Below are 25,422 nucleotides of genomic sequence, written 5' to 3'. Positions count from 1 at the left end.
GACGACGCACGCCCGCAATGGTACGGGTTCAGTGCCGTCGTGCGACCGCCACACGTGATCCTCGCGGGCGTGGGCCACGTAGGTCGACCATCTTGCCTGGCAGGACGGTCAGCAGGTCGAGCGCACGAAGAGAGAGGGCGGTGTGCCGCTCGCCGGTGGCGGTGAAGAGGGGTTCGTCGTCGAGGACGAGCCGGTCGTCGATGAACATGGGCAGCGACTCCGGCAGCAGCAGCGGGCAGACGAGCCCGTCGGCGTAGTCGGTGGCCGCGTTGACCACGCGGGCGGGTGCGGGGCGGACCTGGCGGGCGCCGAGCAGCGCGCCGACGGCTCCGGGCCGCGCGGGTGCGGAGACGGGCGAGGTGACCCCGATGACGACCTCGCTGCCGACCCTGGTCGTCACTTCGAGCACCGTGACCGTGAGGCACCGCCCGGGCGCCGCGGAGACCGCCTCCGGCAGCTCTTCCGCGCATGTCATGGGACGCGGAAGGCGTACGATCTCATGATGGACCTGGTGTGCGAGGAGCCAGCGGTGGATCGCGAGGGCGTCCTTCATATAGTCCTCCTTGCCTCATTCCATGGCCCCCGACGGTCCTTGGACCGACGGTAACCCGGACCTGGTGTGGCTCGGGGGATATGTTCCGGAAGCGCACAAGAAGGCCGACTCAGTTTGTCCGACACAACTCTGACCGAAAGCCAGCAGCAGGCCATGAACGACCTGTTCCGCAAGATCGCCCCGGTGGCCGACGAGCTCGGCCGCCTGTTCGCCGCGCAAGGCCATGAGCTGGCCCTCGTCGGTGGTCCCGTGCGTGACCTCCTGCTCGGCCGCGTCGGCAACGATCTCGACCTGACCACCGACGCCCACCCCGAGCGGGTGCTGGAGATCGTCAGGGACTGGGCCGACTCCGTGTGGACGATCGGCATCGACTTCGGCACGGTGGGCCTGCGCAAGGGCAGCTGGCTGATCGAGATCACGACGTACCGGAGCGAGTCCTACGACCCGAAGTCGCGCAAGCCCGAGGTCATGTACGGCGAGACGCTCGAAGCCGACCTGGAGCGGCGCGACTTCGCCGTCAACGCGATGGCGGTACGCCTGCCGGGCCACGAGTTCGTCGACCCCTACGGCGGCCTCGACGACCTGCGCGCCAAGCTGATGCGCACCCCGGGCCCGCCCGAGCGGTCCTTCGCCGACGACCCGCTGCGCATGTTGCGCGCCGCCAGGTTCGCCTCGCAGCTCGGGTTCGCCGTCGACGAGGCGGCGACCACGGCGATGACCGCGATGGCCGAGCGGATCGAGATCGTCTCGGCCGAGCGCATCCGCGACGAGCTCGACAAGCTGATCTGCGGCGCCGGCCCGCGCGAGGGCCTGCGGCTGCTGGTGGAGACCGGCCTGGCCGCCCACGTGCTGCCCGAGCTGCCCAAGCTGCGCCTGGAGATCGACGAGCACCACCGGCACAAGGACGTCTACGAGCACACGCTGACCGTGCTCGACCAGGCCATCGCCCAGGAGGAGGACGGCAAGCCCGACCGCATCCTGCGCTGGGCGGCCCTCATGCACGACATCGGCAAGCCCAAGACCCGCCGCCACGAGGCCGGCGGGCGGGTGTCGTTCCACCACCACGAGGTGGTCGGCGCGCAGATGACCAAGAAGCGCATGACCGAGCTGAAGTTCCCCAAGGACGTGGTGGCCGACGTCTCCCAGCTGGTCGAGCTGCACCTGCGCTTCCACGGCTACGGCACCGGCGAGTGGACCGACAGCGCGGTGCGCCGCTACGTGCGCGACGCCGGCCCTCTGCTCAGCCGGCTGCACAAGCTGACCAGGGCCGACTGCACCACCCGCAACAAGCGCAAGGCCGCGGCGCTGTCGCGGACCTACGACCAGCTCGAAGAGCGCATCGCCAGGCTGGCCGAGGAGGAGGAGCTGGCCAAGATCCGGCCCGAGCTCGACGGCAACGAGATCCAGAGCGTGCTCGGCATCGGGCCCGGCCCGGTGGTGGGGCGGGCCTACAAGTTCCTGCTCGAGCTCAGGCTGGACAAGGGCCTGATCGGCAAGGAGGCCGTCACCGAGGCGCTGCGGGAGTGGGCCAGGTCAAACGACCTTGGCGCGTGAGGGCGCGGTGATCATCCGGTAGGCGAGCCCGGCCACGGGATAGCCGAGCGAGATGATCACCACGGCCAGGTAGGACTTGCCGTTCGGCGGCAGGATGGCCGCCGACAGGGCCGCGGCGAGCACGTACATGCCGTTGAAGAGCATGTCGTAGATGGAGAAGGCGCGGCCCCGGTAGAGGTCCTCGACGTCGCGCTGCACGGTCGTGTCGGCGCAGATCTTGACGCTCTGCCCGGCCACGCCCAGCACGAACCCGGCCAGCGGCAGCCCCCACTCCTGGAACGGCAGCACCAGCGCCGCCGTCAGCACCCCGGCCACGCTCAGCGCGATCGTCACCCACCGTTCGATGCCGAACCGCTCGGTCGCGTACGGGGTGATGATCACGGCCAGGAAGTAGCCGAAGCCTGAGACGGCCACCACGAGGCTGATCCCGCGCAGCGCGGCCTCGGAGTCGCCGTCGGTGAAGTAGTAGCGGTAGAGGATGATGCCGAGCGCGGTGCACATGCCGTACAGGAAGCGGTGGGCGGCCATCGCGCCCATCGTGGCGGCGGCGGTGCGCCGGTGGACCAGGTGCCTGGCGCCGTCGGTCAGGCCGGTGACCACGTTGCGCATGGCCTGGCGGGCCTGCGGCCGGTCCAGGTCGGGGTCGGGGCCGAGCAGCTGCCGGTCCATCAGCCGGGCGACCAGCGCGCTCATCCCGAACACCACGCCCGAGATGACGAGAAGCAGCGCCACGCCGGCGTCGTCGCCGCCGACGAGCTCGCGCAGCAGGAACCCGACGCCCGCGCCCACGAAGGTGACCACGGTGCCGGACGTCGGCGTGACCGCGTTGGCCGCCATCAGCCGGTCGGAGGGCACCACGTGCGGCAGTGAGGCGCCGAGGGCGGCCAGGAAGAACCGGTTGACGCCCAGCACGGCCAGCGCCGCCCCGTAGAAGGCCGCGTCGGGCGCGTCGGCGGCCACCAGACCGGCGGCCACCAGCAACAGCACGCCGCGCACGAACGGGGCCACCATCAGGATCTGCCGCCGCGACCAGCGGTCGATGAAGACGCCGACGAACGGCCCGAGCACGCTGTAGGGCAGCAGCAGCACGGCCAGGCCCGCGGCGACCTCGAGCGCGGTCGTCTGGTTCTCCGGGCTGAAGAAGGCGAAACCGGTCACCGCGAACTGGAAGATCCCGTCGGAGAACTGGGAGATCAGCCGGGTGCCGAAAAGCCTTCTGAAGTCTCTGCCCCGCAGGACCACACGTAGATCGGCGACGAAAGACACGCCGACAGCCTAGCCCCGCACCCGTCGTCTAGGATGCGGCGGAGGTTGGCGCTGCAGGTGCGCACCGGGTTCCTAAGCGTGCGGATGATCTCGTACGCTTCATAGCGTGACGACAGAGGAACACGTTGTGCTGGTCGACCGCGCCGGCCGCGCGCTCGGCACCGCACCGAAGACGTCGGTGCACGGCCGTGAGACCCCCCTTCACCTGGCGTTCTCCAGCTACGTCTTCGACGGGGAAGGCCGCGTGCTGCTCACCAAGCGGGCGGATCACAAGATCACCTGGCCGGGGGTGTGGACCAACAGCTGCTGCGGCCACCCGATGCCGGGCGAGGCCCTCGACCACGCCGTCGTGCGCCGGCTCTCCTACGAGCTGGGCCTCGTGGCCGAGCGCGCCGACCTGCTGCTGCCCGACTTCTCCTACCGGGCGGTCATGGCCAACGGCATCGTGGAGCACGAGCTGTGCCCGGTCTACCGCGTGCTCGTCGACGCGCCCGTCGCACCCAACCCGGACGAGGTGGGGGAGACGTGGTGGATGCCGTGGAAGGAGTTCGCCGACGCGGCGCGCAACGGGCTGCTGGCGATCTCGCCGTGGTGCAGGGAGCAGGTGCCGCTGCTGATCGAGCTCGGCTCCGATCCGCTGACCTGGGCGCCGGCCTCCCTCGACGAGCTCCCGCCGGCGGCTCGCCCGTAGCAGCCGCACCCCCGTGGTCCGGGGGTGCGGCACCTCAGACGGAAGCGGCGCTCAGCGCTCGACCTCGCCCCTGATGTACTTCTCGACGTAGTCGCGGGCCTCGTCGTCGGAGTACTGCTTCGGCGGCGACTTCATGAAGTACGAGGAGGCCGACAGGATCGGCCCGCCGATGCCGCGGTCGAGCGCGATCTTGGCCGCCCGCACCGCGTCGATGATGATCCCCGCCGAGTTGGGCGAGTCCCACACCTCCAGCTTGTACTCCAGGTTGAGCGGCGTGTCACCGAACGAGCGCCCCTCCAGGCGGACGTAGGCCCACTTGCGGTCGTCGAGCCACGGCACGTGGTCCGACGGGCCGATGTGCACGTCGGCCTTGCCCATCTCATGCGGGATCTGCGAGGTGACCGACTGCGTCTTGGAGATCTTCTTCGACTGGAGCCGCTTGCGCTCCAGCATGTTCATGAAGTCCATGTTGCCGCCGAAGTTCAGCTGGTACGTACGCAGCAGCTCGACCCCGCGGTCCTCGAACAGCTTGGCCAGCACGCGGTGCGTGATCGTGGCGCCGACCTGCGACTTGATGTCGTCGCCCACGATCGGCACCCCGGCCTCGGTGAACTTCTCCGCCCACACCGGGTCGGAGGCGATGAAGACCGGCAGCGCGTTGACGAACGCCACCTTCGCGTCCAGCGCGCACTGCGCGTAGAAGCGGTCGGCCTCCTCCGAGCCCACCGGCAGATAGGACACCAGCACGTCGACCCGGTTGTCACGGAGCACCTGGACCACGTCGACGGGCGTCTCGTCGGACTCGTCGATGATCTCCTGGTAGAACTCGCCCAGGCCGTCGAAGGTGTGGCCCCGCTGGACGGTCACCCCCGTGGGCGGCACATCCGTGATCTTGATCGTGTTGTTCTCGCTGGCGACGATCGCCTCGGACAGGTCACGGCCGACCTTCTTGGCGTCCACGTCGAAGGCGGCGACGAACTCGACGTCGCCGACGTGGTAGTCGCCGAACTTCACGTGCATGAGGCCCGGCACCCGTGTGTCCGGGTCCGCGTCCTTGTAGTAGTGAACGCCCTGGACCAGTGACGACGCGCAGTTGCCGACACCGACAATGGCCACGCGAACCGAACCCATCGCACTCGCTCCCTTACTCATCAGTTGACGTATCTCTTTCGGGCCTCTCCTCTGACGAGGCCCGACGCTCAGTTGCGATCAGCTCGTTCAGCCAGCGCACCTCGCGTTCGACGGACTCGAGCCCGTGGCGTTGCAGCTCAAGCGTGTAACTGTCGAGACGCTCCCGGGTACGCGCCAGCGCGGTGCGTACCGCGTCGAGCCGCTCCTCCAGCCGGCTCCTGCGGCCTTCGAGGATGCGCAGGCGCACCTCCGCCTCGGTGTGGCGGAAGAAGGCGAAGTGCACCCCGAAGCTCTCGTCCTCCCAGGCGGAAGGACCGGCCTGCGTCAGCAGGTCCTGCAGTCGTTCCTTGCCCTCGGCGGTCAGCTTGTAGACGATCTTCGATCTGCCGCCGACGATCGCGGCGGGAGCGGGCTGCTCCTCCGCGATGAGGCCCTGGGCCAGTAGCGAGCGCAGGCACGGGTACAGCGACCCGTAGGAGAACGCACGGAACATCCCCAGCAGGGCGTTGAGCCGTTTGCGCAGCTCGTAACCGTGGAGCGGAGTCTCGTGCAGCGACCCGAGCACGGCCAGTTCCAGGACTCTGCCCTGTCCGCCGGCCATGGGAACCGTCCCCTCTCGCGTCGATGTATCGAGCCGATACATCACGAGGATACGTCGGGCCGCTATATGACGGCAATCTCTGAATCTGCCAAGGCGTTGGGATCAACCCGAAAAACGCCGTAGTCTGGCGCCCATGTGGTCACAGAGAAGGGTGGTGGATTACGGCCTCGCGAAACGGGCGGTGGTCCGCTCCCTGCGTTCGGGGCGCGCCTCGCGCGGCGACGTCTGTGACGCACAGCCCTACCTCCTTCGCGCGGCGCGCCACTTCGGCGAACCGACCGAACGCCCCTGCCCGGTCTGCGAAAAGGAGAACGTCACCAACGTGACCTATGTCTACGGCGATTGCCTCGGAAGGCATGCCGGTCAGGCAAAGGTCGCATCAGAACTCGCCGCGATGGCCCATCATTACGATGAGTTCCGGGTGTACGTTGTCGAGGTCTGCCAAGGTTGTTCCTGGAATCACCTGACGGTTTCGTACGTCCTCGGGAACGGACCGCCTGACCTCGTCGGCCAAGCGTGAAGACAGAGGGCGGCGAGAAACCTCACGCCCAACCGCCGTTTCTGTTCCGACGACGTTGCGAGGACGTGTGAGTAACAGCATGAATGAGGGGACCGGCCGCCCGGGGAGACGCCGACGCTCCAGCTCACCCCGTTCTTTGCCCCAGAGCGGCACGCCGCAAACCGGCGAGCAGGGCTGGGACGCCAGGCAGCCGCCGCGTCGTGCTGAGGCCGCGTACGAGCAGACCGGCGCCATGGCCGCGCAGCCGTACGACGAGGGGCCTTCTCGACGCTCCGAGCAGCCGTACGACGAGAATCCTCCTCGACGCTCCGAGCAGCGGCAGGCGCGAGCCGAGCACCACCAGGGCCCCGGTGACCCCTACCAGCGCGGTGGCGAGCAGCCGCCGCGCTCGCGCGCGCGCCAGGACCCGCGAGCGATGAGCAACCAAGAGACGATCGTCAGCGACGGGCCGCGACGCTCTCGCCGGCGCGGCTCGGGCGGGCCGCCCGAGCCTCCTGGACCCCCGGCACCCCCGAGAGGCAAGGACGGCGGCGGCAGAGGCGGCTGGCGCAGGTTCGTCCCGAGCTGGAAGATCGTGGTGGCCGGCGCCGTGGTGCTCGCGGCCGGCCTGTTCGGCATGATCATGGTCGCGTACGCCAACACCCCGGTGCCCAACGCCGCGCAGGCCGAGGCGCTGGCCCAGCAGAGCACGATCTACTACAGAGACGGCAAGCACGTCATCGCCAAGCTGGGCTACAAGCGCGAGATCGTGCCGATCGAGAAGATGGCCGACAGCGTCAAGGACGGCGCGGTGGCCATCGAGAACGACACGTTCTACGAGGACTCCGGCATCTCCATCTCGGGCATCTTCCGCTCGGCCTGGATGACCGCGACCGGGCAGCAGCTCCAGGGCGCCTCCACGATCACCCAGCAGATGGCCCGCGGCTACTACGACGGCCTCAGCCAGGAAGTCTCGATCAAGCGGAAGATCATGGAGATCTTCGTCGCGGTCAAGCTCGACGACACCATGAGCAAGGACGAGATCCTCGCCACCTACCTCAACACGGTCAACTTCGGCCGGGCCTACGGCGTGGAGGCCGCCGCCAAGGCGTACTTCGGCAATCGTGTCACCGCCGCCAAGCTGACCCCCGAGCAGGGCGCCTACCTGGCCGCGCGCATCCAGCAGCCCGCATGGGAGCCCGACGCCCCCGAGCTCAAGGCGCGCTTCAACACGGTCATCCAGTACATGGCCGAGCAGTTTCCGGAGAAGTACGGAAACTTGCCGAAGACCGCCAAGTTCCCCAAGACGCGCAAGAACGCCGGCGACGACGGCCTCGGCGGTCTCAACGGTTACATGGTCGAGCAGGTGCTGAAGGAGCTGAAGGGGCGCGGCCTGACTCCTGACATGGTCAAGAGCGGCGGCTACGACATCATCTCGACCTTCGACAGGAAGCTCATGAAGGCCGCGCAGACCGCGGTGAAGAGCACGCGCCAGGCCTTCAACATGTCCACCGAGTTCCACGGCGGCCTGGCCGCGGTGGATCCGAAGAACGGGCGCGTCCTCGCCTTCTACGGCGGCGACGACTACCTCACCGACCCCTGGAACGAGCCCTTCCAGTCCACCAAGCAGGCGGCCTCCGCGTTCAAGCCGTACGTGCTGGCGGCCTGGCTGCAGGCCGGCTACTCGCTCAAGAGCTACGTGCCGGGCAACCAGACCGTGCCCAAGGAGCTGCCCGGCCAGCAGAAGGGCGGCATCACCAACAGCCACAACGTCGGCGCGGCCGTGGACGTGGTCAAGGCCACCGCCCAGTCGGTCAACACGGCGTTCGTGTCGATGGCGTACGCGCTGCCGAACCAGCTCGACGACGTCAAGAACCTCGTCGAGGCGGCCGGGTTCAACACCCAGCGCATGGAGGACGACGTCAAGGTCCACCACTACCAGTTCGCCATCGGCAGCGCGCTGGTGACTCCGGTGGAGCAGGCGGCCGGATACGCGATCTTCGCCAACGGCGGCAAGTACACCCGCTACCACGTGGTACGCCAGGTCAAGCTCAACGGCAAGGTCGCCTACCCGGAGCAGGCCCCCACCAAGACGGTCATCGACCCTGGCGTGGCGGCCGACTCCACGATCGCCATGCAGGAAGTGCTCAAGTCGGGCACCGCGGCGGGCAAGGGCCTGGGCTCCAGGCCGGCCGCCGGCAAGACCGGGACGAACAACGACGAGAAGGAAGCCTGGTTCGTCGGCTACACGCCGCAGATCTCCACGGCGGTCGGGTTCTACCGCGAGCAGTGCGTGACCAAGACGGGCAAGGTCATTCCGCCCGAGCACTCCAACTGCCCGATCTTCCGCAAGGGCAGCAAGAAGTACGGGCTGAACAACCCGTACACGCGGCCCAAGGAGGTCTCGCTCGGGTTCGAGGGCGCCGGCCCGCCCACGATCGCCTGGCAGAAGTTCATGCAGCTCGCCCACGAGGGTCTGCCCGTCGAGCAGTTCCCCGACCGGGCCGAGGTGGGCGTGGCCGAGAACATCGTGCCGAGCCCGACGCCGACCCCGACGCCGACGCCGGACGGCGACGACCCGTTCGACACCGACAACCCGTTCGACCAAGGTGACGAGGACTGCTTCGTCAACTGCGGCGACGACGCCGGCACCGACGACGACGCCTCCATCGACGACGGCCTCGACGAGGACACCGGCGGCCCGGCGTCGGGCGACCTCGACTTCTCGGGCGGCGGCGCCGCTCCCGACGCGAGACCCACCGGGACAGGACCGACGTACCTCAGGCCAGAGGACCAGTGACGAGCACAGAGGCACGCGCCACCTGGGTGACGCGTGCCGTGCCGTACCTGCCCCTGGGCCTGATCGCGGCCCTCGGTGCGAGCCTGGCGTACGTGGTGCGCCTGCCCTGCCGCACCGGGGGCTGGAACGACCAGGTCACCACGTACACGAACTTCTGCTACACCGACATCTACCCGCTCTACTTCGATCGGGAGCTGGCCACCCAGAACCCCTACTTCGCCGCGGTGCCGTTCGACAAGCAGGTTGAGTACCCGGTGGTGCTGGGCGAGGTCATGCAGGTGATCAGCTGGATCTCGCGGGCGCTGGAGCCGGACCGGGTCGCGCAGGCGGTGCGCTTCTACGACCTGACCGTGGTCCTGCTCGGCGTCAGCCTCGTGATCGGCGTGCTGCTGATGGCCGCGGTGGCCGGGCCGACGCGGCGGTGGGACGCGCTCTGGTACGCGATCTCGCCCGCCGTGGTGCTGGCCGCCTACATTAACTGGGACCTGGTCGCGGGCGCGCTGTCCATGGGCATGCTGCTGGCCTGGAAGCAGCAGCGGCAGGTGCTGGCCGGAGTGCTGCTGGGGCTGGCCATCGCGACCAAGTTCTATCCGCTGATGTTCGTCGGCGCGCTGTTCCTGCTGACGTTGCGCACCGCGCGATGGCGGCCGTTCCTGGTGACGTCGGCCGCGGCCGCGGGCGCGTGGCTGGCGGTGAACCTGCCGTTCATGATCTTCGCGTGGGACGGCTGGCGCAGGTTCTACGTCTTCTCCGAGGAACGTGGCGTCGACTGGGGCTCGGCCTGGCTGTTCTTCCAGAACAAGGGCTGGCCGGTGCTGGGCAGCGGCGACGTGAGCGTGCTGGGGATGGCCTCGCTGGTGATCCTGTGCGCCGGCATCGCGGTGCTCACGCTGGCGGCGCCGCGCCGGCCGCGGCTGGCGCAGATCTGCTTCCTGGCGCTGGCCGCGTTCATGATGACGAACAAGGTGTGGTCGCCGCAGTTCGTGCTGTGGCTGGTGCCGCTCGCGGTGCTGGCCAGGCCCAACTGGAAGCCGCTGGTGTTGTGGCAGCTGGCCGAGATCTGGTACTTCGTCGCCATCTGGCTCTACCTGGTCGGCCAGTCGCCGCTCGACCGCGACGATCTGGGCATCGGCGACGACACGTACTTCACCGCCGTCTGGGGCCGGATCATCACCATCGGGATCATGATGGCGTTCGTGGTGCGGGACATCCTGCGCCCCGAGAAGGACACGGTGCGCCAGGCGGGCATCGACGACCAGACGGGCGGCGTGTTCGACGGCGCCCCGGACCGTTTCACGCTGGCGGCCCTCGTCCGATGAGCACCCGCCGCACACCGGCGGCCCCGGCCGGATGATCACCCGTTCCACCGGCCGGGACGCGCTGCTGCTCTGGTTCGGCTCACGGGCGGGGTTGCTGGTGGCGACCCTGCTCGGCGCGACGCTGGCCGGATACGCCGACAAGTGGCGCAAGTGGGACACGACGCTCTTCATCACCATCGCCGAGCACGGGTACGACGGCGAGCCGGGACAGCCGGTGGACGACGGCTTGCCCGCGTTCTTCCCCGGGCTGCCCCTCGCGTTGCGGCTGGTCCACCTCGTGCTGCCGGACTGGACAGCGGCCGGGCTGGTGGTCTCGCTGGTGGCCGGGGCGGTGGCCATGGTCGCGCTGGCCCGGCTGGCCGAGGCCGAGGGCGCCTCGGGCTGGATGGCCGTGCTGGCGCTGCTGCTCTTCCCCATGGCGGTGTTCCTGGCCGCCGGATACAGCGAGTCGCTGTTCCTGGCCTTCGCGATCCCGGCGTGGCTGGCCGCCAGGCAGGGACGGTGGCCGGCGGCCGTGCTGCTGGCCGCGGGGGCGTCGTGCGTGCGGATCACCGGGTTGTTCCTGGCGGTCGCGCTGGTGGTGGAGTTCGCGATGCGCCGGGAGCCGGTGCGGCGGGCGGGGTGGCTGGTCGTGCCGGTTCTTCCGCTGGTGGCGTACTCGTATTACCACTACGGCAGGACCGGCGACTGGCTGGCCTGGAAGCACGCGCAGGAGGCCGGCTGGGGGCGGGACTTCGCCTGGCCGTGGGAGTCGTGGGCGACGACCTGGGGCACGGCCATGGGCGAGGGCGAGTCCGCGGTGGCCTTCCGGATGGAGCTCGCCGGGGCGGTGGTGGTGGTGGCCGGGCTGGCCTGGCTGCTCGTCCTGCGGCGGTGGAGCGAGGCCGTCTACACGGGCACACAGGCGGCGGCGCTGATGACCTCGGCCTACTACCTGTCGATCCCGCGCTCGCTGCTGCTCTGGTTTCCGCTGTGGGTGCTGGTGGCCAGGGTCGCGACCCGGCGCACGTGGGTGATCGTCCTTTATGCCCTGATCTCGGGGCCGCTGATGCTGGTCAACGTCGGCCGATTCCTGAGTGGCGCGTGGGCGGGGTAAGACCTCTACCCACTTTTCCGTCTCGGTAATCCAGGGAAGTTATCCACAGGCTGTGGGCAACTGTTGACCTTGCCGCGGCGCGTCAGAGGTGCTTGCGCAGGAAGGCGATGTCGTCGGCCTGGCCCTCGGCGGGCGTCTCCACCACGATCGGCGCCCCGGCCGCCCGGCAGACCGCGAGGATCAGCTCGGAGTCGATCTTCCCCTGGCCCAGGTTGGCGTGACGGTCGGCGCCCGAGTCGAAGTCGTCGCGCGAGTCGTTGCAGTGGACGAGGTCGATGCGGCCGGTGATGGCCTTGATCCGGTCGACCACGTCGACCAGCTCCTCGCCGCCGGCGTGGGCGTGGCAGGTGTCGAGGCAGAAGCCCACGTCGAACCCGTCGAGCGCGTCCCACAGCCGGGCGATCCGGTCGAGCTTGCGCGCCATCGCGTTGCCGCCGCCCGCGGTGTTCTCGATCAGCACCGGGATGGGGCACTCCATGCGCTCGAACACCTTGCGCCAGTTGTCGAACCCGGCCTGCGGGTCGTCGCTCTTGTTGACGTGGCCGCCGTGCACGATCAGGCCCTTGGCGCCGAGCCCGGCGGCCGCCTTCAGGTGCTGTTCGAGCAGCTTGCGGCTGGGGATCCTGATGCGGTTGTTGGTGGTCGCCACGTTGACCAGATAGGGCGCGTGAATGTAGACGTCGACGCCCTCGACCGGCTTCTCGGGCAGCACGGGCTTGTCGTAACCCTGCGGGTCACCCAGGAAGAACTGCACCACTTCGGCCCCCACCCGCGCGGCGTGGGCGGCGGGGTCGTCCTGACCGACATGAGCTCCGATGCGCACCATGCGCACGAGCTTATCCCCAGCCCGCGGAGCGGCGTTTGGCCAGCGCGCCGGAGGGCAGTCGGGAGACACCCCCTACCCCGAGGAGAAACCCTATGAGCCGCTGGCGCTTACGAGCGCTGATCATCCTGGTCTACGTGATCGTCGGCATCTACGTCGCCTGGGTCTACGACTACATCACGCCAGGACTGCTGCGGGACCTCGCGGAGGCGCTGCTCGCGGTGTTCCTCTGGTTCCTGATCCTGCTCGGCATCGACTTGCACATCGGCGCGTGAGCCATATCGCGCGAGTCACATATCGAACAGCACCTGTCGAACGGCCCCGGTGGACGTGCCGCCGGGGCCGTCGCTCGTGGACGCGGAAGTCATGGGTGGGGGAGGAAGCCGCCGTGGGCGATGCCCAGCGCGGCGCCGACGAACGCGCCGACGAGCCCCACGATGTTGAGCACCCGCTGCGGCGTCGTCGCCGAGACGTACTGTGAGTAGAGGCCCACGCCGAACCCGAGCGTGCCGGCCCACGACGCGATCATGTGCGCCGAGGTCCAGAACGTCGCGATGAAGGCGACCACGCCGCACACCACGGTGACGACGGCGAGAACGTTCTCGACCGGATGCGGGCGCCCGTCGGTGTTGAGCGTCAGCCTGAAGCGTTCCCTCTCGGAGGGTTGAAGCACATGTGGCACGACCACCACCCCCTAGGTTTCCTAAAGGCCTTCCCACCTACTCACTGCTGGTAACCTGGGGCACGCTGCGTTGTGATGGGTGATCCATCGACCCGGGCTGCCGAAAGGGGCCCGCCCGGGGTAAGACGTCAGCGTCCTCCTGTCACGGCAGAGTGTCGTGACCGCAAGAGTCCAGAGGAGGTTGGAGTCCCGCATGCGTCGTTACGAAGTAATGGTCATTCTGGACCCTTCGCTCGATGAGCGCACTGTCGCGCCGTCCCTCGACCAGTTCCTCACCGTGGTCCGCAACGACGGCGGCACCGTGGAGAAGGTCGACGTCTGGGGCCGTCGCCGTCTCGCCTACGACATCGACAAGAAGTCGGAAGGCATCTACGCCGTCATCGACCTGTCCGCGCAGCCCGCGACGGTCAAGGAGCTCGACCGGCAGATGAACCTCAACGAGGGCATCCTGCGCACCAAGGTCCTGCGTCCGGACGTGCACTAACCTCCGGCTTTTGTCGGAGGAGCCCCGTACTCTGAGCCGTAATCCAAGCGAAGGCGTGCAGGAAGGCGAGCGCTAGCCATGGCAGCAGGCGACACCGTAATCACCATCGTCGGCAACCTGGTCGACGACCCGGAGCTGCGCTTCACCCCGACGGGGCAAGCGGTGGCTCGATTCCGCATCGCGTCCACTCCGCGGTTCATGGATCGACAGACCAACGAGTGGAAAGACGGCGAAAGCCTCTTCCTGACCTGCAACGTCTGGCGGCAGGCGGCGGAGAACGCCGCTGAGAGCCTCCAGCGCGGCATGCGGGTCATCGTGCAGGGGCGGCTCAAGCAGCGGTCTTACGAGACCAAGGAAGGCGAGAAGCGCACGGTCTACGAGGTCGAGGTCGACGAGGTCGGCCCGTCTCTGCGCAACGCCACCGCAAAGGTCAACCGCACCTCCCGCCAGGGCGGGGGCGGCGGCGGTGGCTTCGGCGGCGGTCCCGCCGACGACCCGTGGTCCTCGGCCACGCCCGCCCCGCCTCAGGGCGGCGGCTTCCAGGGCGGCGGCGGAGGCGGCGGTTTCGGCGGCGGCGGCGGTGGTCAGCAGAGCGGCGGCTTCGGCGGCGGCGGCAACGACTTCAGCGACGAACCGCCTTTCTAAATCCCAGTCCACAAGCCCGAGTCCATTCCCGCTCTGACGGCGGGGCTCTGAAAGGAGCACCACGATGGCCAAGCCGGCACTGCGCAAGCCCAAGAAGAAGGTTTGCCTGTTCTGCCACGACAAGATCTCCTACGTCGACTACAAGGACACGGCGCTGCTGCGGAAGTTCATCTCCGACCGCGGCAAGATCCGTGCGCGCCGGGTGACGGGCAACTGCACCCAGCACCAGCGCGACGTGGCGACCGCGATCAAGAACGCCCGTGAGGTGGCTCTGCTGCCTTACACGAGCACCGCGCGTTAAGGAGGCCTGTCGAAATGAAGCTCATCCTCACCAACGAGGTCTCCGGCCTCGGCACCCCCGGCGACGTGGTCGAGGTCAAGGACGGCTACGGCCGTAACTACCTCATCCCGCGCGGCTACGCCATGCGCTGGACGCGCGGCGCCGAGAAGCAGATCGAGACCATCCGCAAGGCTCGCGACGCTCGCGAGATCCGCGACCTCGGCACCGCCAAGGAGGTCGCCGGCCAGATCGGCGCGCTGCGCGTCCGCCTGGCCACCCGCGCGGGCGACTCCGGCCGCCTGTTCGGCTCGATCACCACGGGCGACATCGCCGACGCCGTCAAGGCCGCCGGCGGCCCGATCCTCGACCGCCGTCGCATCGAGATCGTCAACCCGATCAAGAGCGTCGGCTCCCACAAGGTCACCGTCAAGCTGCACCCTGAGGTGTCCGCTTCGGTCGACGTCGAGGTCGTCGCAGGCTGACGCCTGTTTTCTCGAGAAGGCCCCCGCTTGCGGGGGTCTTCTCTTTTTCAGGCTCTCTTCTTTTACGGCAGGCCACCGCGAACCACCCGCCGCACTTCGGCTGAGCGCCCTCCAGGAAAACGCTCGCTGATCCTTCACCGGCGCGCCGCCGCGACGCGAGCCCACGTGGGCCGATCGCCGTGGTCAGGGGAACCCGGAACGATAATCCCTGGTGTCCCCGCGTAGAATCTCCTCGTTCTGGCACGTTCCCCCCTGGAGGCTTGGCCATGGGCCGTTCCCTCATGCTGCTCGCGCTGGCCGTGGCGCTCGTCGGCTGCGCACCGGTCGACGACACGGCGACCACGGCCGCTCCCACCACCTCCACCGCCTGCACCAAGGAACAACTCGCCCTGGTCACGCCCGGCAAGCTGACGATCGGCACCGACAAACCGGCCTACGAGCCCTGGTTCAAGGACGACGATCCGGCCAACGGGCAGGGCTTCGAGAGCGCGGTGGCCTTCGCCGTCGCGGGGGAACTCGGCTTCGACCGCACCGAGGTGCAGTGGAACACGGTGAAGTTCGACTCCGCGTTCGCGCCGGGGGAGAAGCAGTTCGACTTCGACGTCAACCAGGTCTCGATCACCCCTGACCGGGCCAAGGCGGTCGACTTCAGCAAGGGCTACTACACGGTCAAGCAGGCCGTGGTTGCGGTCGAGGGCGGGAAGTACGCCGAGGCGAAGAGCCTGGCCGAGCTCAAGGACGCGAAGGTCGGCGTACAGGTCGGGACGACCGCGCTCGAAGCGGTCAAGAACGTCGTGCAGCCCTCCGACGACCCCAACGTCTACAACGAGCAGATCGACGCCGTGAACGCGCTGAAGAACAAGCAGGTGGACGTGCTCGTCGTGGACCTGCCGACGGCGTTCTACGTGACGGCGGCCCAGGTGGAGAAGTCGAAGATCGTGGGCCAGTTCAGCTCGACGGCGGGCACGCCTGAGGAGTTCGGGCTGGTCATGGAGAAGGGCAGCGCGCTCAAGCCGTGCGTGGACAAGGCCGTCGACGCCCTGAAGTCGAAGGGCGAGCTGGCCAAGATCGAGCAGGCGTGGCTCGGCTCGGCGGCGGGCGCCCCCGAACTGCGATGAGCGAGTGGGTCAAGTCCGAGCGTCAGGTCAACCGGGAGCAGGTCCGCAGGTCGTACGCCCGGCGCTCGACCTCGATCGCGACGGCCTCGACGATCGTCTTCATCGTCCTGCTCGCTTGGCTGGTCACCCGCTCGCCGGGCTGGCCCCGGGTGCAGGCGACCTTCTTCGACGGGGGCCAGTTCGCCAAGGCGCTGCCCGATGTGCTGAAGGGGTTCCTGCTCAACATCAAGATCTTCCTCATCGCCGAGCCGCTGATCCTCATCGTGGGATTGCTGGTGGCGCTGGCCAGAGGCATCAGGACGCCCGCGTTCTTCCCGATCAGGGCCCTGGCCACCCTCTACACCGACGTGTTCCGGGGCGTGCCGACGATCCTCGTGATCTACCTCATCGGGTTCGGGCTGCCGGCGCTCAGGCTGCAGGGCATCCCCACGGACCTGGCGACACTGGGGATCATCGCGCTGACGCTCTCCTACGGCGCGTACGTGGCGGAGGTCTTCCGCTCCGGCATCGAGTCCGTGCATCCCAGCCAGGTGGCGGCGGCCCGCTCGCTCGGGCTGAGCCATGTCAAGACGATGCGGTTCGTGGTGCTGCCGCAGGCCACCCGCCGGGTCGTGCCGCCGCTGCTGAACGACTTCGTCTCGCTGCAGAAGGACACCGCCCTGGTCGCCACGATCGGGCCGCTGGAGGCGCTGCGGCAGGCGCAGATCCACGCGGCCAGCACCTTCAACTACACGCCCTACCTGGCCGCCGCGCTGCTGTTCATCCTGCTCACCATCCCCATGGCCAGGTTCACCGACCACCTGGCCGCCCGCACGCGCAGGAGGCGCGGAGCATGAGCGAGCCGACGACCACCCGCCGCCCCGCCGGGGAGGCGGCATGAGCCTGCTGACGATCGAAGGGGTGTGGAAGAACTTCCACGGTCACCCCGTGCTGCGCGGCATCGACCTGGAGGTGAACCCGCACGAGGTGGTCAGCCTCATCGGGGCCTCCGGCTCGGGCAAGTCCACGCTGCTGCGCTGCGTCAACCTGCTGGAGACCGTGGACGACGGCACCATCTACCTCGACGGCGAGGAGATCACCGACCCGCGGGCCGACGTGGACCAGGTGCGCAAGCGGCTCGGCATCGTGTTCCAGGCCTTCAACCTGTTCCCGCACATGACCGTGCTGGACAACATCACGCTGGCGCCGCGCCAGGTGCACCGGGTGGAGCGGGCGCGGGCCGAGGAGCAGGCGTACGACCTGCTGAGCAGGTTCGGGCTGGCGGAGAAGGCGCGGGCCTACCCCGACCAGCTCTCGGGCGGCCAGCAGCAGCGGGTGGCCATCATCAGGGCGCTGGCCACCCAGCCCCGGCTGATGCTGCTGGACGAGGTCACCTCCGCGCTCGATCCCGCCCTGGTCGTCGAGGTGCTGGGGATCATCAGGGAGCTCAAGGAGTCGGGGATGACGATGATCCTCACCACCCACGAAATGGGCTTCTGCCGCGACATCTCCGACACCGTGTGCTTCCTCGACGGGGGCGTGCTGCTGGAGAAGGGGCCTCCCGAGCAGATCTTCACCGCGCCTGAGCAGCCGCGTACCCAGGAGTTCCTGCGCAGCGTGCTGGAGTCGGGCAGGTTCTAGCGACCGCGCACCGGCGCGTTGGGTTTCAGCGATCCGTGCACCGGCGCGGCAGGTTCCAGCGATCCGTGCACCGGTGAGGCGGGTCTTAGCGCCGGTGCCGGCCGTGCACCGGGCGCGGCTGTGGGTTCGGGCGGGCCAGAAGGCTGTTGCGGCGGCCGTACACGAGGTAGACGAGCAGGCCGAAGGCCATCCACAGGACGAACCAGGCCCAGGTCAGCACGCGCAGGTTGACCATGAGCCAGAGCGTGGCCAGCAGCGACAGCGCCGGCAGCAGCGGCGAGAGCGGCACCCGGAAACCCCGCTCCAGGTGCGGCATGCGCCGGCGCATCACGATCACGCCGGCCGCCACGAACGCGAACGCGAACAGCGTCCCGAGCACCACGAGCTCCTGCATCGTGAGCACCGGCACGAACTCGGCCAGCACGATCGCCACGAACCCGATCACCAGCGTCACGCGCGTCGGCGTGTGGTAGCGGCGGCTGACCGTGGCCAGGCCGCGCGGGATCAGCCCGTCGCGGGCCATGGAGAACAGCACCCGCGTCTGCCCCACGATCAGCACGAGGATGACGGTGGTCAGCCCGAGCACCGCGCCCACGTCGATGACGTGCACCATCCAGTCCACGCCCACCGCCCTGAACGCGCTCGTCAGCGGCGCGTCCTCGGAGATCTGCGTGTAGGGGGCCAGGCCGACCATGACCAGCGCCACCGCGATGTAGATGACGGTGGCGATCACCAGGCTGCGGATCATGCCCTTGGGCACGGCCTTGCGCGCGTTCACCGTCTCCTCAGCGGAGGTGGCCACGATGTCGAACCCGATGTAGGCGAACGCGATCGCCGAGGCGGCCGCGAAGATGCCGAACCAGCCGAACGCCTGGCTCTCGCCGTAGAAGATCTCCAGCACGGTCGCCGGCGCGACGTCCAGCGTCTTGGGCGGGACGTAGAACTCGCCGTAGTTGGCCACGTCGATGTGCATGACCCCGACGACGATGACCGCGCCGATGGCCAGCAGCTTGGCCGACACCATGATCCACAGCGCCCGCAGCCCGATGCGCGCGGCCAGCGCCACGATGCCGGTGAGCAGCACCAGGATCACGAACACCAGCAGGTCCTTGACGATCCCGGAGGCGGGGACGCGGACGCCGAAGTTCGCCACCGCGCCGACGGCGATCTCGCCCCAGGCCCTGGCCACCACCGCGGCGGCCAGCTGCAGCTCCAGGATCAGCGCCCAGCCGATGATCCACGCCCAGACCTCGCCGAAGATGACGTACGTGAACGTGTACGCGCTGCCCGAGGTCGGCATCGTCGAGGACAGCTCGGCGTAGCACAGGCAGGCCAGCAGACAGGCGATACCCGCGATCATGAAGGAGAGGATCACGCCGGGCCCCGCCGTGGTGGCGGCCTGGCGGCCGGCGATGCTGAAGATGCCGGCGCCGATCATCACCCCGAGTCCGAGCACCACGAGATCGGCCGGGCGGTAGAGCTCGGCCAGGCTGTGCCGGGCGCCGGTGCGCAGGCCGGTCGCCTCGGAAGGCGGTAAGCGCCGCAGGATCGTGGACAAGGAACACCCCGCTCAGGGAACCCGCCCACAATGTCTCACCCCTCGGACAACAGCAAGCACGAAACCATCACGTTGGCACTCCAACCGGACCTCTCGTGCGGCGTCCCATGCGGGGCGCGGGGCGGGAGGCGCGGGGGCGCGGGGCGAAGCATGACCGTGGGGAGCGGCGACGGTCAGGCCGGTGTTTCGATGCGCGACGGTCTAGGCGCCGGTCACCAGCCAGGCGGTTCCGGCCGCCCGCCGAGTCAAGGTGACCCACCGCGCCACCATCCACACCCCGAGCGCGCACCAGAGCGCGATCACCCCGAACCCCGACGCCAGCAGCGCAGCAGGCAGGTACGCCGCCGTCGTCCACACTCCCGCCCAGGCCAGGTACCGCTGGTCGCCCGCGCCGATCAGCACCCCGTCGAGCACGAACACCACCCCGCACACCGGCTGGAACAACGCCACCGGCCAGAGCAGTGCCAGCAGCAGCTCGGCCACCCGCGGATCGGCGTCGAACAGGCCGGGCAGCGCCGGCCTGGCGGCCACGACGAGCAGCCCGAGCAGCACGCCCGACCAGAGGCCCCACTGGGTCATCCGCCTGGTCGCGTCCCTGGTGGCGGGCACGTCTCCGGCGCCGAGCGAGCGCCCGGTGATGGCCTGCCCCGCGATGGCGATGGCGTCCAGCGCGAAGGCGAGCAGCGTCCACACCTGCGTGGCCAGCGCGTACGCGGCCAGCTCCGCCTCGCCCATCCTGGTGGCGATCACGGTGGCCACGAGCAGCACGATCCGCAGGCACAGGGTACGGATCAGCAGCGCGACCCCGGCCGTGCCCGCCTGCCTGATCCCGTCCATGCTGGGCGCCAGCGACGTACCCGACCGAATGGCCCCCCGAGCCACCACGACCAGATAGACGGCCGCCCCCGCCACCTGGGCGATGACCGTCCCCCATGCCGACCCGGCGATGCCCCAGCCGAGCCCCAGCACGAACCAGGCGTTCAGCCCCGCGTTCAACGCGAACGACCCCACGGCCACCACCAGCGGCGTCACCGTGTCCTGCAGCCCGCGCAGCACGCCGGTGCCGGCCAGCACGACGAGCATCCCGGGCGCGCCGATCAGGCTGATCCGCAGGTACGTCACCGCCTGCGCGGCCTGCGTGCCCGTCGCGCCGATCAGCTCCACGATCGCCGGCGCCAGCGGCCAGCACACCACGATCAGCCCGGCCCCGATCGCCAGCGCCAGCCAGATGCCGTCCACACCGTTGCGCATGGCCCGCGCGTGGTTGCCCGCTCCCGACTGGCGGGCCACGGAGGCCGTGGTGCCGTAGGCGAGGAAGACGCACAGGTTGATCAGCGTCGTCAGGACCGTGCCCGCCACCCCCAGGGCGCCCACCGCCGTGGTGCCCAGGCCGTGCCCCACGATGGCGTAGTCGGCGAGCAGGAACAGCGGCTCGGCCACCAGGGCCCCGAACGCGGGCACGGCGAGCCGCAGAATCTCCCGATCTCTGGAGGTAATGGGCATTCGTCCAGTATGGACCTTACTCGGCGTGTCGGGCCAACTTTCTTTAGTCCACAGCCGGTGGACACTGTTCGCCCTGCTCACCCGGGCTTCTGTGGATATCCGAAAGAGTTATCCCCAGGGCCGTCCACAGGTCGTTCACACCTTCAGCGGGATAGTGCACAGCTTGACCACAGGGTTGTCCACAGGCCACGTTGCCGTCAGCCCGCGACTCCGAGAAACTGTCACACCGGTCGACTACATATGGGGGTGGTGCGACCGCCTGCAAGTGTCTGAGGGGGCGCGGTGAGCATTGACCAGGAAGAGGCCGGCGGAGGCCCAGGTTTCGAGCGCACACCGCCGCACAACATCGACGCGGAGCAGTCGGTCCTCGGCGGCATGCTGCTGTCGAAGGACGCCATCGCCGACGTGGTCGAGATCCTGCGCGCCGACGACTTCTACCGCCCGGCCCACCAGATGGTCTACGAGGTCATCACCGACCTCTACGGCCGCGGCGAGCCGGCCGACGCCGTCACGGTCTTCGACGAGCTGCAGAAACGCGGCGAGATGGCCAGGGTCGGCGGCGCCGCCTACCTCCACACCCTCACGGCGGTCGTCCCCACGGCCGCCAACGCCGGCTACTACGCCAAGATCGTCCGCGAGCAGGCCATCCTGCGCCGCCTCATCGAGGCCGGCACCCGCATCGTCTCCTTCGGCTACGGCGGCCAGAACGAAGAGGTCGACGACCTCGTCGACCGCGCCCAGGCCGAGGTCTACAAGGTCACCGAGCGGCGCACCTCGGAGGACTACGCGCCCCTGGCCGACATCATGCCCGGCGCCCTCGACGAGCTCGAGGCCATCGGCAGCCGCAGCGGCCAGATGGTCGGCGTCCCGACCGGCTTCGCCGACCTCGACCAGCTCACCAACGGCCTGCACCCCGGCCAGATGATCGTCGTCGCCGCCCGCCCCGCCATCGGCAAGGCCCTGGCCCTCGACACCCCGCTGCCCACGCCGACCGGCTGGACCACGATGGGCCAGGCCCAGGTCGGCGACCTGCTCCTCGACGCCGCCGGTCGGCCGACCAGGGTGATCGCGGCGACCGAGGTGATGCGGGGGCGGCCGTGCTACGAGGTCGAGTTCGACGACGGCACCGTGATCATCGCCGACGCCCACCACCAGTGGCACACCACCCCCACCCCCAAGGCACCCCCACACCCCCAAGCCGCCCCCTTCTCCAACGCTCTCCACCCCCGGCCCACAACCATCCCCACCTCCCGCCCGAGGACCACGACCCCCGCTTCCCGCGCTTCCCGCACGAGGACCACGACCTCCGCTTCCTGCACAGGGACCACGACCCCCGCTTCCCGCGTCTTCCGTATGACGACTACGACCGCCGCTTCCGGCGCCTTCCTGACGAGGGTCGCGCCCCTCACACTCACCGCCTCCCGGACGAGCACCCCGACCGCCCTTTCCACCGCCTCTCGGACGACGGCCACGCCCGCCGCTTCCCGCGTCCTCCCCATGTGCGCCGCAACGACGACTGAGCCCGCCAGCGCCCTCCGCACACAGGCAATGGCGGTAGCCGAGCGCCAGCCGGTCTGCACTGCGGCAAAAGGCGAGCGTCAGGCGGCGCTCATCCCGACAAGGGACGAGCGTCAGTTGGTGCTCACGGCGACGGAGGCCGGGGGCCGGGGGGTGCGCGCCGCGGCAAAGGGCGAGCGTCAGGTGGTGCTCACCACGGAAGAGATCGCCGCCTCCCTCCTCGACGCGTCCACCGGCCGGCCGAACCATGCGGTGCCCGTGGCGGCGCCGTTCCAGCTTCCGTCCCAGGACGTGCCGCTGCCGCCGTACGCGCTCGGTGTCTGGCTGGGGGACGGCCACGGCGCGACGGCTCGGATCAGCACCGCGGACCCCGAGATCATCGCCAACCTGGAGGCCGAGGGCCTGCGCGTCACGCGAGCCGACACCGTGCTCACCTACGACCTGTCACTCCCGGACCCGACCGATCAGCCGTCAGCTGAGCAGTCGTCAGCTGAGCAGGCGCCGGTTGGGCTGTCGTCCGAGGGCACTGTTTCCGGCATTCTTCGCGAGCTGGGCGTTCTGCACGACAAGCGCATCCCCGCCATCTACCTACGCGCCTCGGAGCAGCAACGACGCGACCTGCTGGCCGGACTGCTCGACACCGACGGACACATCGACGCGGACGGGCACATCCAGCTCGCCCTGACGAGCCGGCGCCTCGCGTACGACACGCTGGAGCTCATCCACAGCCTCGGCCACAGCGCGACGATGCGCACCGAGCCGACGACCGAGCCAACGACCGAGCCAACGACGGGGCCGACGGTCGAGACCCCCGTCTGCCACCTGATCGACTTCACCGCGCCCGGCCAGGTCTTCCGGCTCTCCAGGCAGGCCGCCAGGCAGGCCACCGTCGCGCCCGCGGCCACCCGCGTCCGCCGCATCGTCGACGTACGGCCGATCGCCTCGCGCCTGGTCCGATGCGTGGAGGTCGACAACCCCGACCACCTCTACCTGGCCGGCCGGGCCTGCGTGCCCACCCACAACAGCACGCTCGGCCTCGACTTCGCCCGATCCGCCGCGATCAAGTACGGGATGACCACGGTCATCTTCTCGCTGGAGATGTCCCGCAACGAGATCACCATGCGTCTGCTGTCGGCCGAGGCCCGCGTCTCGCTGCAGAACATGCGCTCCGGCACGATGAGCGACGACGACTGGACCCGTCTGGCCCGCCGGATGAGCGAGGTGGCCGAGGCGCCGCTGTTCATCGACGACTCGCCCAACATGTCGATGATGGAGATCCGGGCCAAGTGCCGCCGGCTCAAGCAACGCAACGAGCTGCGCTTCGTGGTCATCGACTACCTCCAGCTGATGAGCTCGCCGAAGAAGACCGAGAGCCGCCAGAACGAGGTCTCGGAGATCTCCCGTGCCATCAAGCTGCTGGCCAAGGAGCTGGAGGTCCCCGTCATCGCGATCTCCCAGCTCAACCGAGGCCCCGAGCAACGCACCGACAAGCGCCCCCAGGTCTCCGACCTGCGCGAAAGTGGATCCATCGAGCAAGATGCCGACATGGTCATCCTGTTGCACCGTGAGGACGCCTACGAGCGGGAGTCGCCTCGGGCCGGTGAGGCCGACCTGATCGTGGCCAAGCACCGTAACGGTCCCACCGCGACCGTGACGGTGGCCTTCCAGGGTCACTACAGCCGCTTCGTGGACATGGCTCAGCACTGAGGCGGGTGCCCGTCGCACGCACATGCCGCGCGTTCAGGGTGATGAACGGGGACACGATTGCGGTCGTGCCGATGAGTTCTGGGTGGATCCGTGGTCGATACGGCTGGACACACCCACAGCGGTGGGGCCTGTGCTGGGAAGGTCCCAGTGCGGGCGGAGGCACATGGAGGCAGTGATGAGCGTCGACGACTCCCTGCAGGCGCAGGACATCAGGACCGGCGAGCAGGGGGCGCGGATGAGCGGTCCCAGGGTGCTGGTGGCGGGGGCGAGCATCGCGGGGCCGGCGCTGGCCCACTGGCTGCGCCGGCGGGGGGCCGAGGTGACCGTGGTGGAGCGGGCACCCGAGCTGCGGCCCGGTGGGCAGGCGGTGGACGCGCGCGGGATCGCCAAGGAGGTCATCGGGCGCATGGGGCTGGACGCGGCGGTGCGCGCCGCCCGCACCGACACCGCCGGCGCCTACATGGTGGACGCGGACGGGAACACGCTGGAGACCCACCGCGCGGAGGACCACGGCGGCGACGGGTTCATCGCGGACATCGAGATTCTGCGCGGGGACCTGTCCCAGGTGCTCTATGACGACACCCGGGACGGTGTCGAGTACGTCTTCGGCGACCGGATCGCCGAGCTCAGCCAGGACGCGGACGGGGTCGACGTGGTCTTCGCCGGCGGTGACCGGCGGCGTTTCGACCTGGTGATCGGGGCCGACGGGCTGCACTCGCAGCTGCGCGCGATGGTCTTCGGGCCGCGTGAGCGCTTCATCCGCCACCTCGGGCTCGTGCTGGCCTTCTACAGCGTGCCGAACGAGTTCGGCGTGGACCGCTGGATGATCGACCATCAGGAGGCCGGACGGTCCGCCGGGCTGCGGCCCGTCCCGGACGCCACCCGGGCGATGGCCATGTTCTCCTTCCCCGCGGCCGACTTCGACGTCGACTACCGCGACGTCGAAGCGCACAAGCGCCTGTTGCGCGAGCGGATGGACGGTTTCGGCTGGTTGACCCAGCGCATCCTCGCCCACGTGGACGGCACCCCTGACTTCTACCTGGACCAGGTCGCTCAGGTGGTGATGGAGCGCTGGTCGAGCGGACGGGTGGGGCTGCTCGGGGACGCGGCGTTCAGCGCGTCGCCGATGTCCGGGGCGGGCACCGGGCTGGCGCTGGTCGGCGCATACCTGCTGGCCGGTGAGCTGGCCGCCGCCGGATGGGACCCGGAGGCCGGGTTCGCCGGCTACGAGGCTCGGATGCGCTCGTACGTGGAGGCCAACCAGGAGATCGGCCGGTTGCACGTACGCAGCCTCGGAGTCCCGGGGCAGGACGACGAGCCGAGCCCCGATTTCACCGGCGAATGGTTCGCCGAACTGATCGATCGGGCGATCAACGGCGTCGAGCTGCCCGACTACGCAGGGGTGCCGGACTCCGGGGCGTCGGCAGGTCCACAGGTGGTCTCGTCGGCCAAGCCGTAGGCGTCGCATGACGTGGCTACCGGTCCGGCGGTG

At 69.3% G+C, this 25,422-nt stretch carries 24 protein-coding genes; 16 read left to right on the top strand and 8 right to left on the bottom strand.

Annotated elements, in window-relative coordinates; genetic code table 11:
* Window positions 1–28 precede the first annotated feature (28 nt).
* Entirely contained in the window at window positions 29–553 is a 525-nt protein-coding gene (locus tag OIE67_RS47540) for an aminoacyl-tRNA deacylase (protein WP_326633013.1), read from the bottom strand.
* A gap of 153 nt (window positions 554–706) precedes the next feature.
* Here OIE67_RS47540 and OIE67_RS47535 point away from each other — a divergent pair, with 153 nt between their 5' ends.
* Complete coding sequence (locus OIE67_RS47535; protein WP_326645704.1) at window positions 707–2,107, top strand: CCA tRNA nucleotidyltransferase; 1,401 nt, start codon at window positions 707–709, stop codon at window positions 2,105–2,107.
* Here OIE67_RS47535 and OIE67_RS47530 read toward each other — a convergent pair.
* Window positions 2,087–3,373 (bottom strand): MFS transporter, encoded by a 1,287-nt coding sequence (locus OIE67_RS47530; RefSeq protein ID WP_326633010.1) that lies wholly within the window; start codon window positions 3,371–3,373, stop codon window positions 2,087–2,089. The genes OIE67_RS47535 and OIE67_RS47530 overlap by 21 nt on opposite strands.
* A gap of 106 nt (window positions 3,374–3,479) precedes the next feature.
* On the opposite strand from OIE67_RS47530, the gene idi reads away from it, so the two are divergent.
* Window positions 3,480–4,064, top strand: a complete 585-nt coding sequence (idi, locus tag OIE67_RS47525) for an isopentenyl-diphosphate Delta-isomerase (RefSeq protein ID WP_106242859.1) — start codon at window positions 3,480–3,482, stop codon at window positions 4,062–4,064.
* A 51-nt stretch (window positions 4,065–4,115) separates the two neighbouring features.
* Here the strand turns inward: idi and OIE67_RS47520 are convergent, their stop codons facing one another.
* Complete coding sequence (locus tag OIE67_RS47520; RefSeq protein ID WP_326633007.1) at window positions 4,116–5,195, bottom strand: inositol-3-phosphate synthase; 1,080 nt, start codon at window positions 5,193–5,195, stop codon at window positions 4,116–4,118.
* A 13-nt stretch (window positions 5,196–5,208) separates the two neighbouring features.
* On the bottom strand, window positions 5,209–5,796 hold the full coding sequence (locus tag OIE67_RS47515; protein WP_106242863.1) for a PadR family transcriptional regulator: 588 nt from the start codon (window positions 5,794–5,796) through the stop codon (window positions 5,209–5,211).
* Between the two features lie 133 nt (window positions 5,797–5,929).
* On the opposite strand from OIE67_RS47515, the gene OIE67_RS47510 reads away from it, so the two are divergent.
* The 4 genes from OIE67_RS47510 to OIE67_RS47495 all read left to right on the top strand — a co-directional run bounded on the left by OIE67_RS47510 (window position 5,930) and on the right by OIE67_RS47495 (window position 11,510).
* Window positions 5,930–6,316, top strand: coding sequence for a DUF5318 family protein (locus OIE67_RS47510; protein WP_106242866.1), 387 nt, complete (start codon window positions 5,930–5,932; stop codon window positions 6,314–6,316).
* A 136-nt stretch (window positions 6,317–6,452) separates the two neighbouring features.
* Window positions 6,453–9,095: a transglycosylase domain-containing protein gene (locus OIE67_RS47505; RefSeq protein WP_326633004.1), complete on the top strand. Its 2,643-nt coding sequence runs from the start codon at window positions 6,453–6,455 to the stop codon at window positions 9,093–9,095.
* Window positions 9,092–10,414 (top strand): glycosyltransferase family 87 protein, encoded by a 1,323-nt coding sequence (locus OIE67_RS47500; RefSeq protein WP_326633002.1) that lies wholly within the window; start codon window positions 9,092–9,094, stop codon window positions 10,412–10,414. Before OIE67_RS47505 ends, OIE67_RS47500 begins: the two co-directional genes overlap by 4 nt.
* Before the next feature lie 31 nt (window positions 10,415–10,445).
* Window positions 10,446–11,510 (top strand): mannosyltransferase family protein, encoded by a 1,065-nt coding sequence (locus OIE67_RS47495; protein WP_326633001.1) that lies wholly within the window; start codon window positions 10,446–10,448, stop codon window positions 11,508–11,510.
* A gap of 82 nt (window positions 11,511–11,592) precedes the next feature.
* Here OIE67_RS47495 and OIE67_RS47490 read toward each other — a convergent pair whose 3' ends face one another.
* The gene (locus OIE67_RS47490; RefSeq protein WP_181307681.1) at window positions 11,593–12,336 is read right to left on the bottom strand and encodes a deoxyribonuclease IV; all 744 of its coding nucleotides are present in this window, start codon (window positions 12,334–12,336) and stop codon (window positions 11,593–11,595) included.
* 92 nt (window positions 12,337–12,428) lie between these two features.
* Here OIE67_RS47490 and OIE67_RS47485 point away from each other — a divergent pair, with 92 nt between their 5' ends.
* Window positions 12,429–12,608 (top strand): hypothetical protein, encoded by a 180-nt coding sequence (locus OIE67_RS47485; protein ID WP_106242875.1) that lies wholly within the window; start codon window positions 12,429–12,431, stop codon window positions 12,606–12,608.
* A gap of 89 nt (window positions 12,609–12,697) precedes the next feature.
* On the opposite strand, the gene OIE67_RS47480 is transcribed toward OIE67_RS47485, so the two are convergent.
* Window positions 12,698–13,015: a hypothetical protein gene (locus OIE67_RS47480; RefSeq protein WP_245955979.1), complete on the bottom strand. Its 318-nt coding sequence runs from the start codon at window positions 13,013–13,015 to the stop codon at window positions 12,698–12,700.
* 193 nt (window positions 13,016–13,208) lie between these two features.
* On the opposite strand from OIE67_RS47480, the gene rpsF reads away from it, so the two are divergent.
* The 7 genes from rpsF to OIE67_RS47445 all read left to right on the top strand — a co-directional run bounded on the left by rpsF (window position 13,209) and on the right by OIE67_RS47445 (window position 17,644).
* Complete coding sequence (gene rpsF / locus OIE67_RS47475; protein WP_106242878.1) at window positions 13,209–13,499, top strand: 30S ribosomal protein S6; 291 nt, start codon at window positions 13,209–13,211, stop codon at window positions 13,497–13,499.
* Between the two features lie 78 nt (window positions 13,500–13,577).
* Complete coding sequence (locus OIE67_RS47470) at window positions 13,578–14,144, top strand: single-stranded DNA-binding protein (protein WP_326632999.1); 567 nt, start codon at window positions 13,578–13,580, stop codon at window positions 14,142–14,144.
* Window positions 14,145–14,208: 64 nt separating this feature from the next.
* A complete protein-coding gene (rpsR, locus tag OIE67_RS47465; protein ID WP_020543048.1) occupies window positions 14,209–14,445 on the top strand; it encodes a 30S ribosomal protein S18 in 237 nt (78 codons plus the stop codon).
* 14 nt (window positions 14,446–14,459) lie between these two features.
* Entirely contained in the window at window positions 14,460–14,906 is a 447-nt protein-coding gene (gene rplI / locus OIE67_RS47460) for a 50S ribosomal protein L9 (RefSeq protein WP_326632980.1), read from the top strand.
* 266 nt (window positions 14,907–15,172) lie between these two features.
* A complete protein-coding gene (locus OIE67_RS47455; RefSeq protein WP_326632978.1) occupies window positions 15,173–16,024 on the top strand; it encodes an ABC transporter substrate-binding protein in 852 nt (283 codons plus the stop codon).
* Complete coding sequence (locus OIE67_RS47450) at window positions 16,021–16,860, top strand: amino acid ABC transporter permease (protein ID WP_326632976.1); 840 nt, start codon at window positions 16,021–16,023, stop codon at window positions 16,858–16,860. The genes OIE67_RS47455 and OIE67_RS47450 overlap by 4 nt, the downstream gene beginning before the upstream one ends.
* A gap of 40 nt (window positions 16,861–16,900) precedes the next feature.
* Window positions 16,901–17,644: an amino acid ABC transporter ATP-binding protein gene (locus OIE67_RS47445; RefSeq protein ID WP_106242891.1), complete on the top strand. Its 744-nt coding sequence runs from the start codon at window positions 16,901–16,903 to the stop codon at window positions 17,642–17,644.
* Between the two features lie 85 nt (window positions 17,645–17,729).
* Here OIE67_RS47445 and OIE67_RS47440 read toward each other — a convergent pair whose 3' ends face one another.
* Together OIE67_RS47440 and OIE67_RS47435 are read right to left on the bottom strand one after the other, a co-directional pair.
* Window positions 17,730–19,202: an APC family permease gene (locus OIE67_RS47440; RefSeq protein ID WP_245955980.1), complete on the bottom strand. Its 1,473-nt coding sequence runs from the start codon at window positions 19,200–19,202 to the stop codon at window positions 17,730–17,732.
* Window positions 19,203–19,403: 201 nt separating this feature from the next.
* On the bottom strand, window positions 19,404–20,705 hold the full coding sequence (locus tag OIE67_RS47435; RefSeq protein ID WP_326632973.1) for an MATE family efflux transporter: 1,302 nt from the start codon (window positions 20,703–20,705) through the stop codon (window positions 19,404–19,406).
* Window positions 20,706–21,080: 375 nt separating this feature from the next.
* Between OIE67_RS47435 and dnaB the strand changes: the two genes are divergently transcribed.
* Window positions 21,081–23,930 (top strand): replicative DNA helicase, encoded by a 2,850-nt coding sequence (gene dnaB, locus OIE67_RS47430; protein ID WP_407674935.1) that lies wholly within the window; start codon window positions 21,081–21,083, stop codon window positions 23,928–23,930.
* Between the two features lie 175 nt (window positions 23,931–24,105).
* Complete coding sequence (locus OIE67_RS47425; RefSeq protein ID WP_326632969.1) at window positions 24,106–25,389, top strand: FAD-dependent monooxygenase; 1,284 nt, start codon at window positions 24,106–24,108, stop codon at window positions 25,387–25,389.
* Window positions 25,390–25,422: the final 33 nt, after the last annotated feature.

Source organism: Nonomuraea fuscirosea (assembly GCF_035917475.1).
Lineage (GTDB): Bacteria > Actinomycetota > Actinomycetes > Streptosporangiales > Streptosporangiaceae > Nonomuraea > Nonomuraea fuscirosea.
Note: the sequence above shows the minus strand (reverse complement) of the source record. Positions and strands in the feature narration are given on the sequence as shown.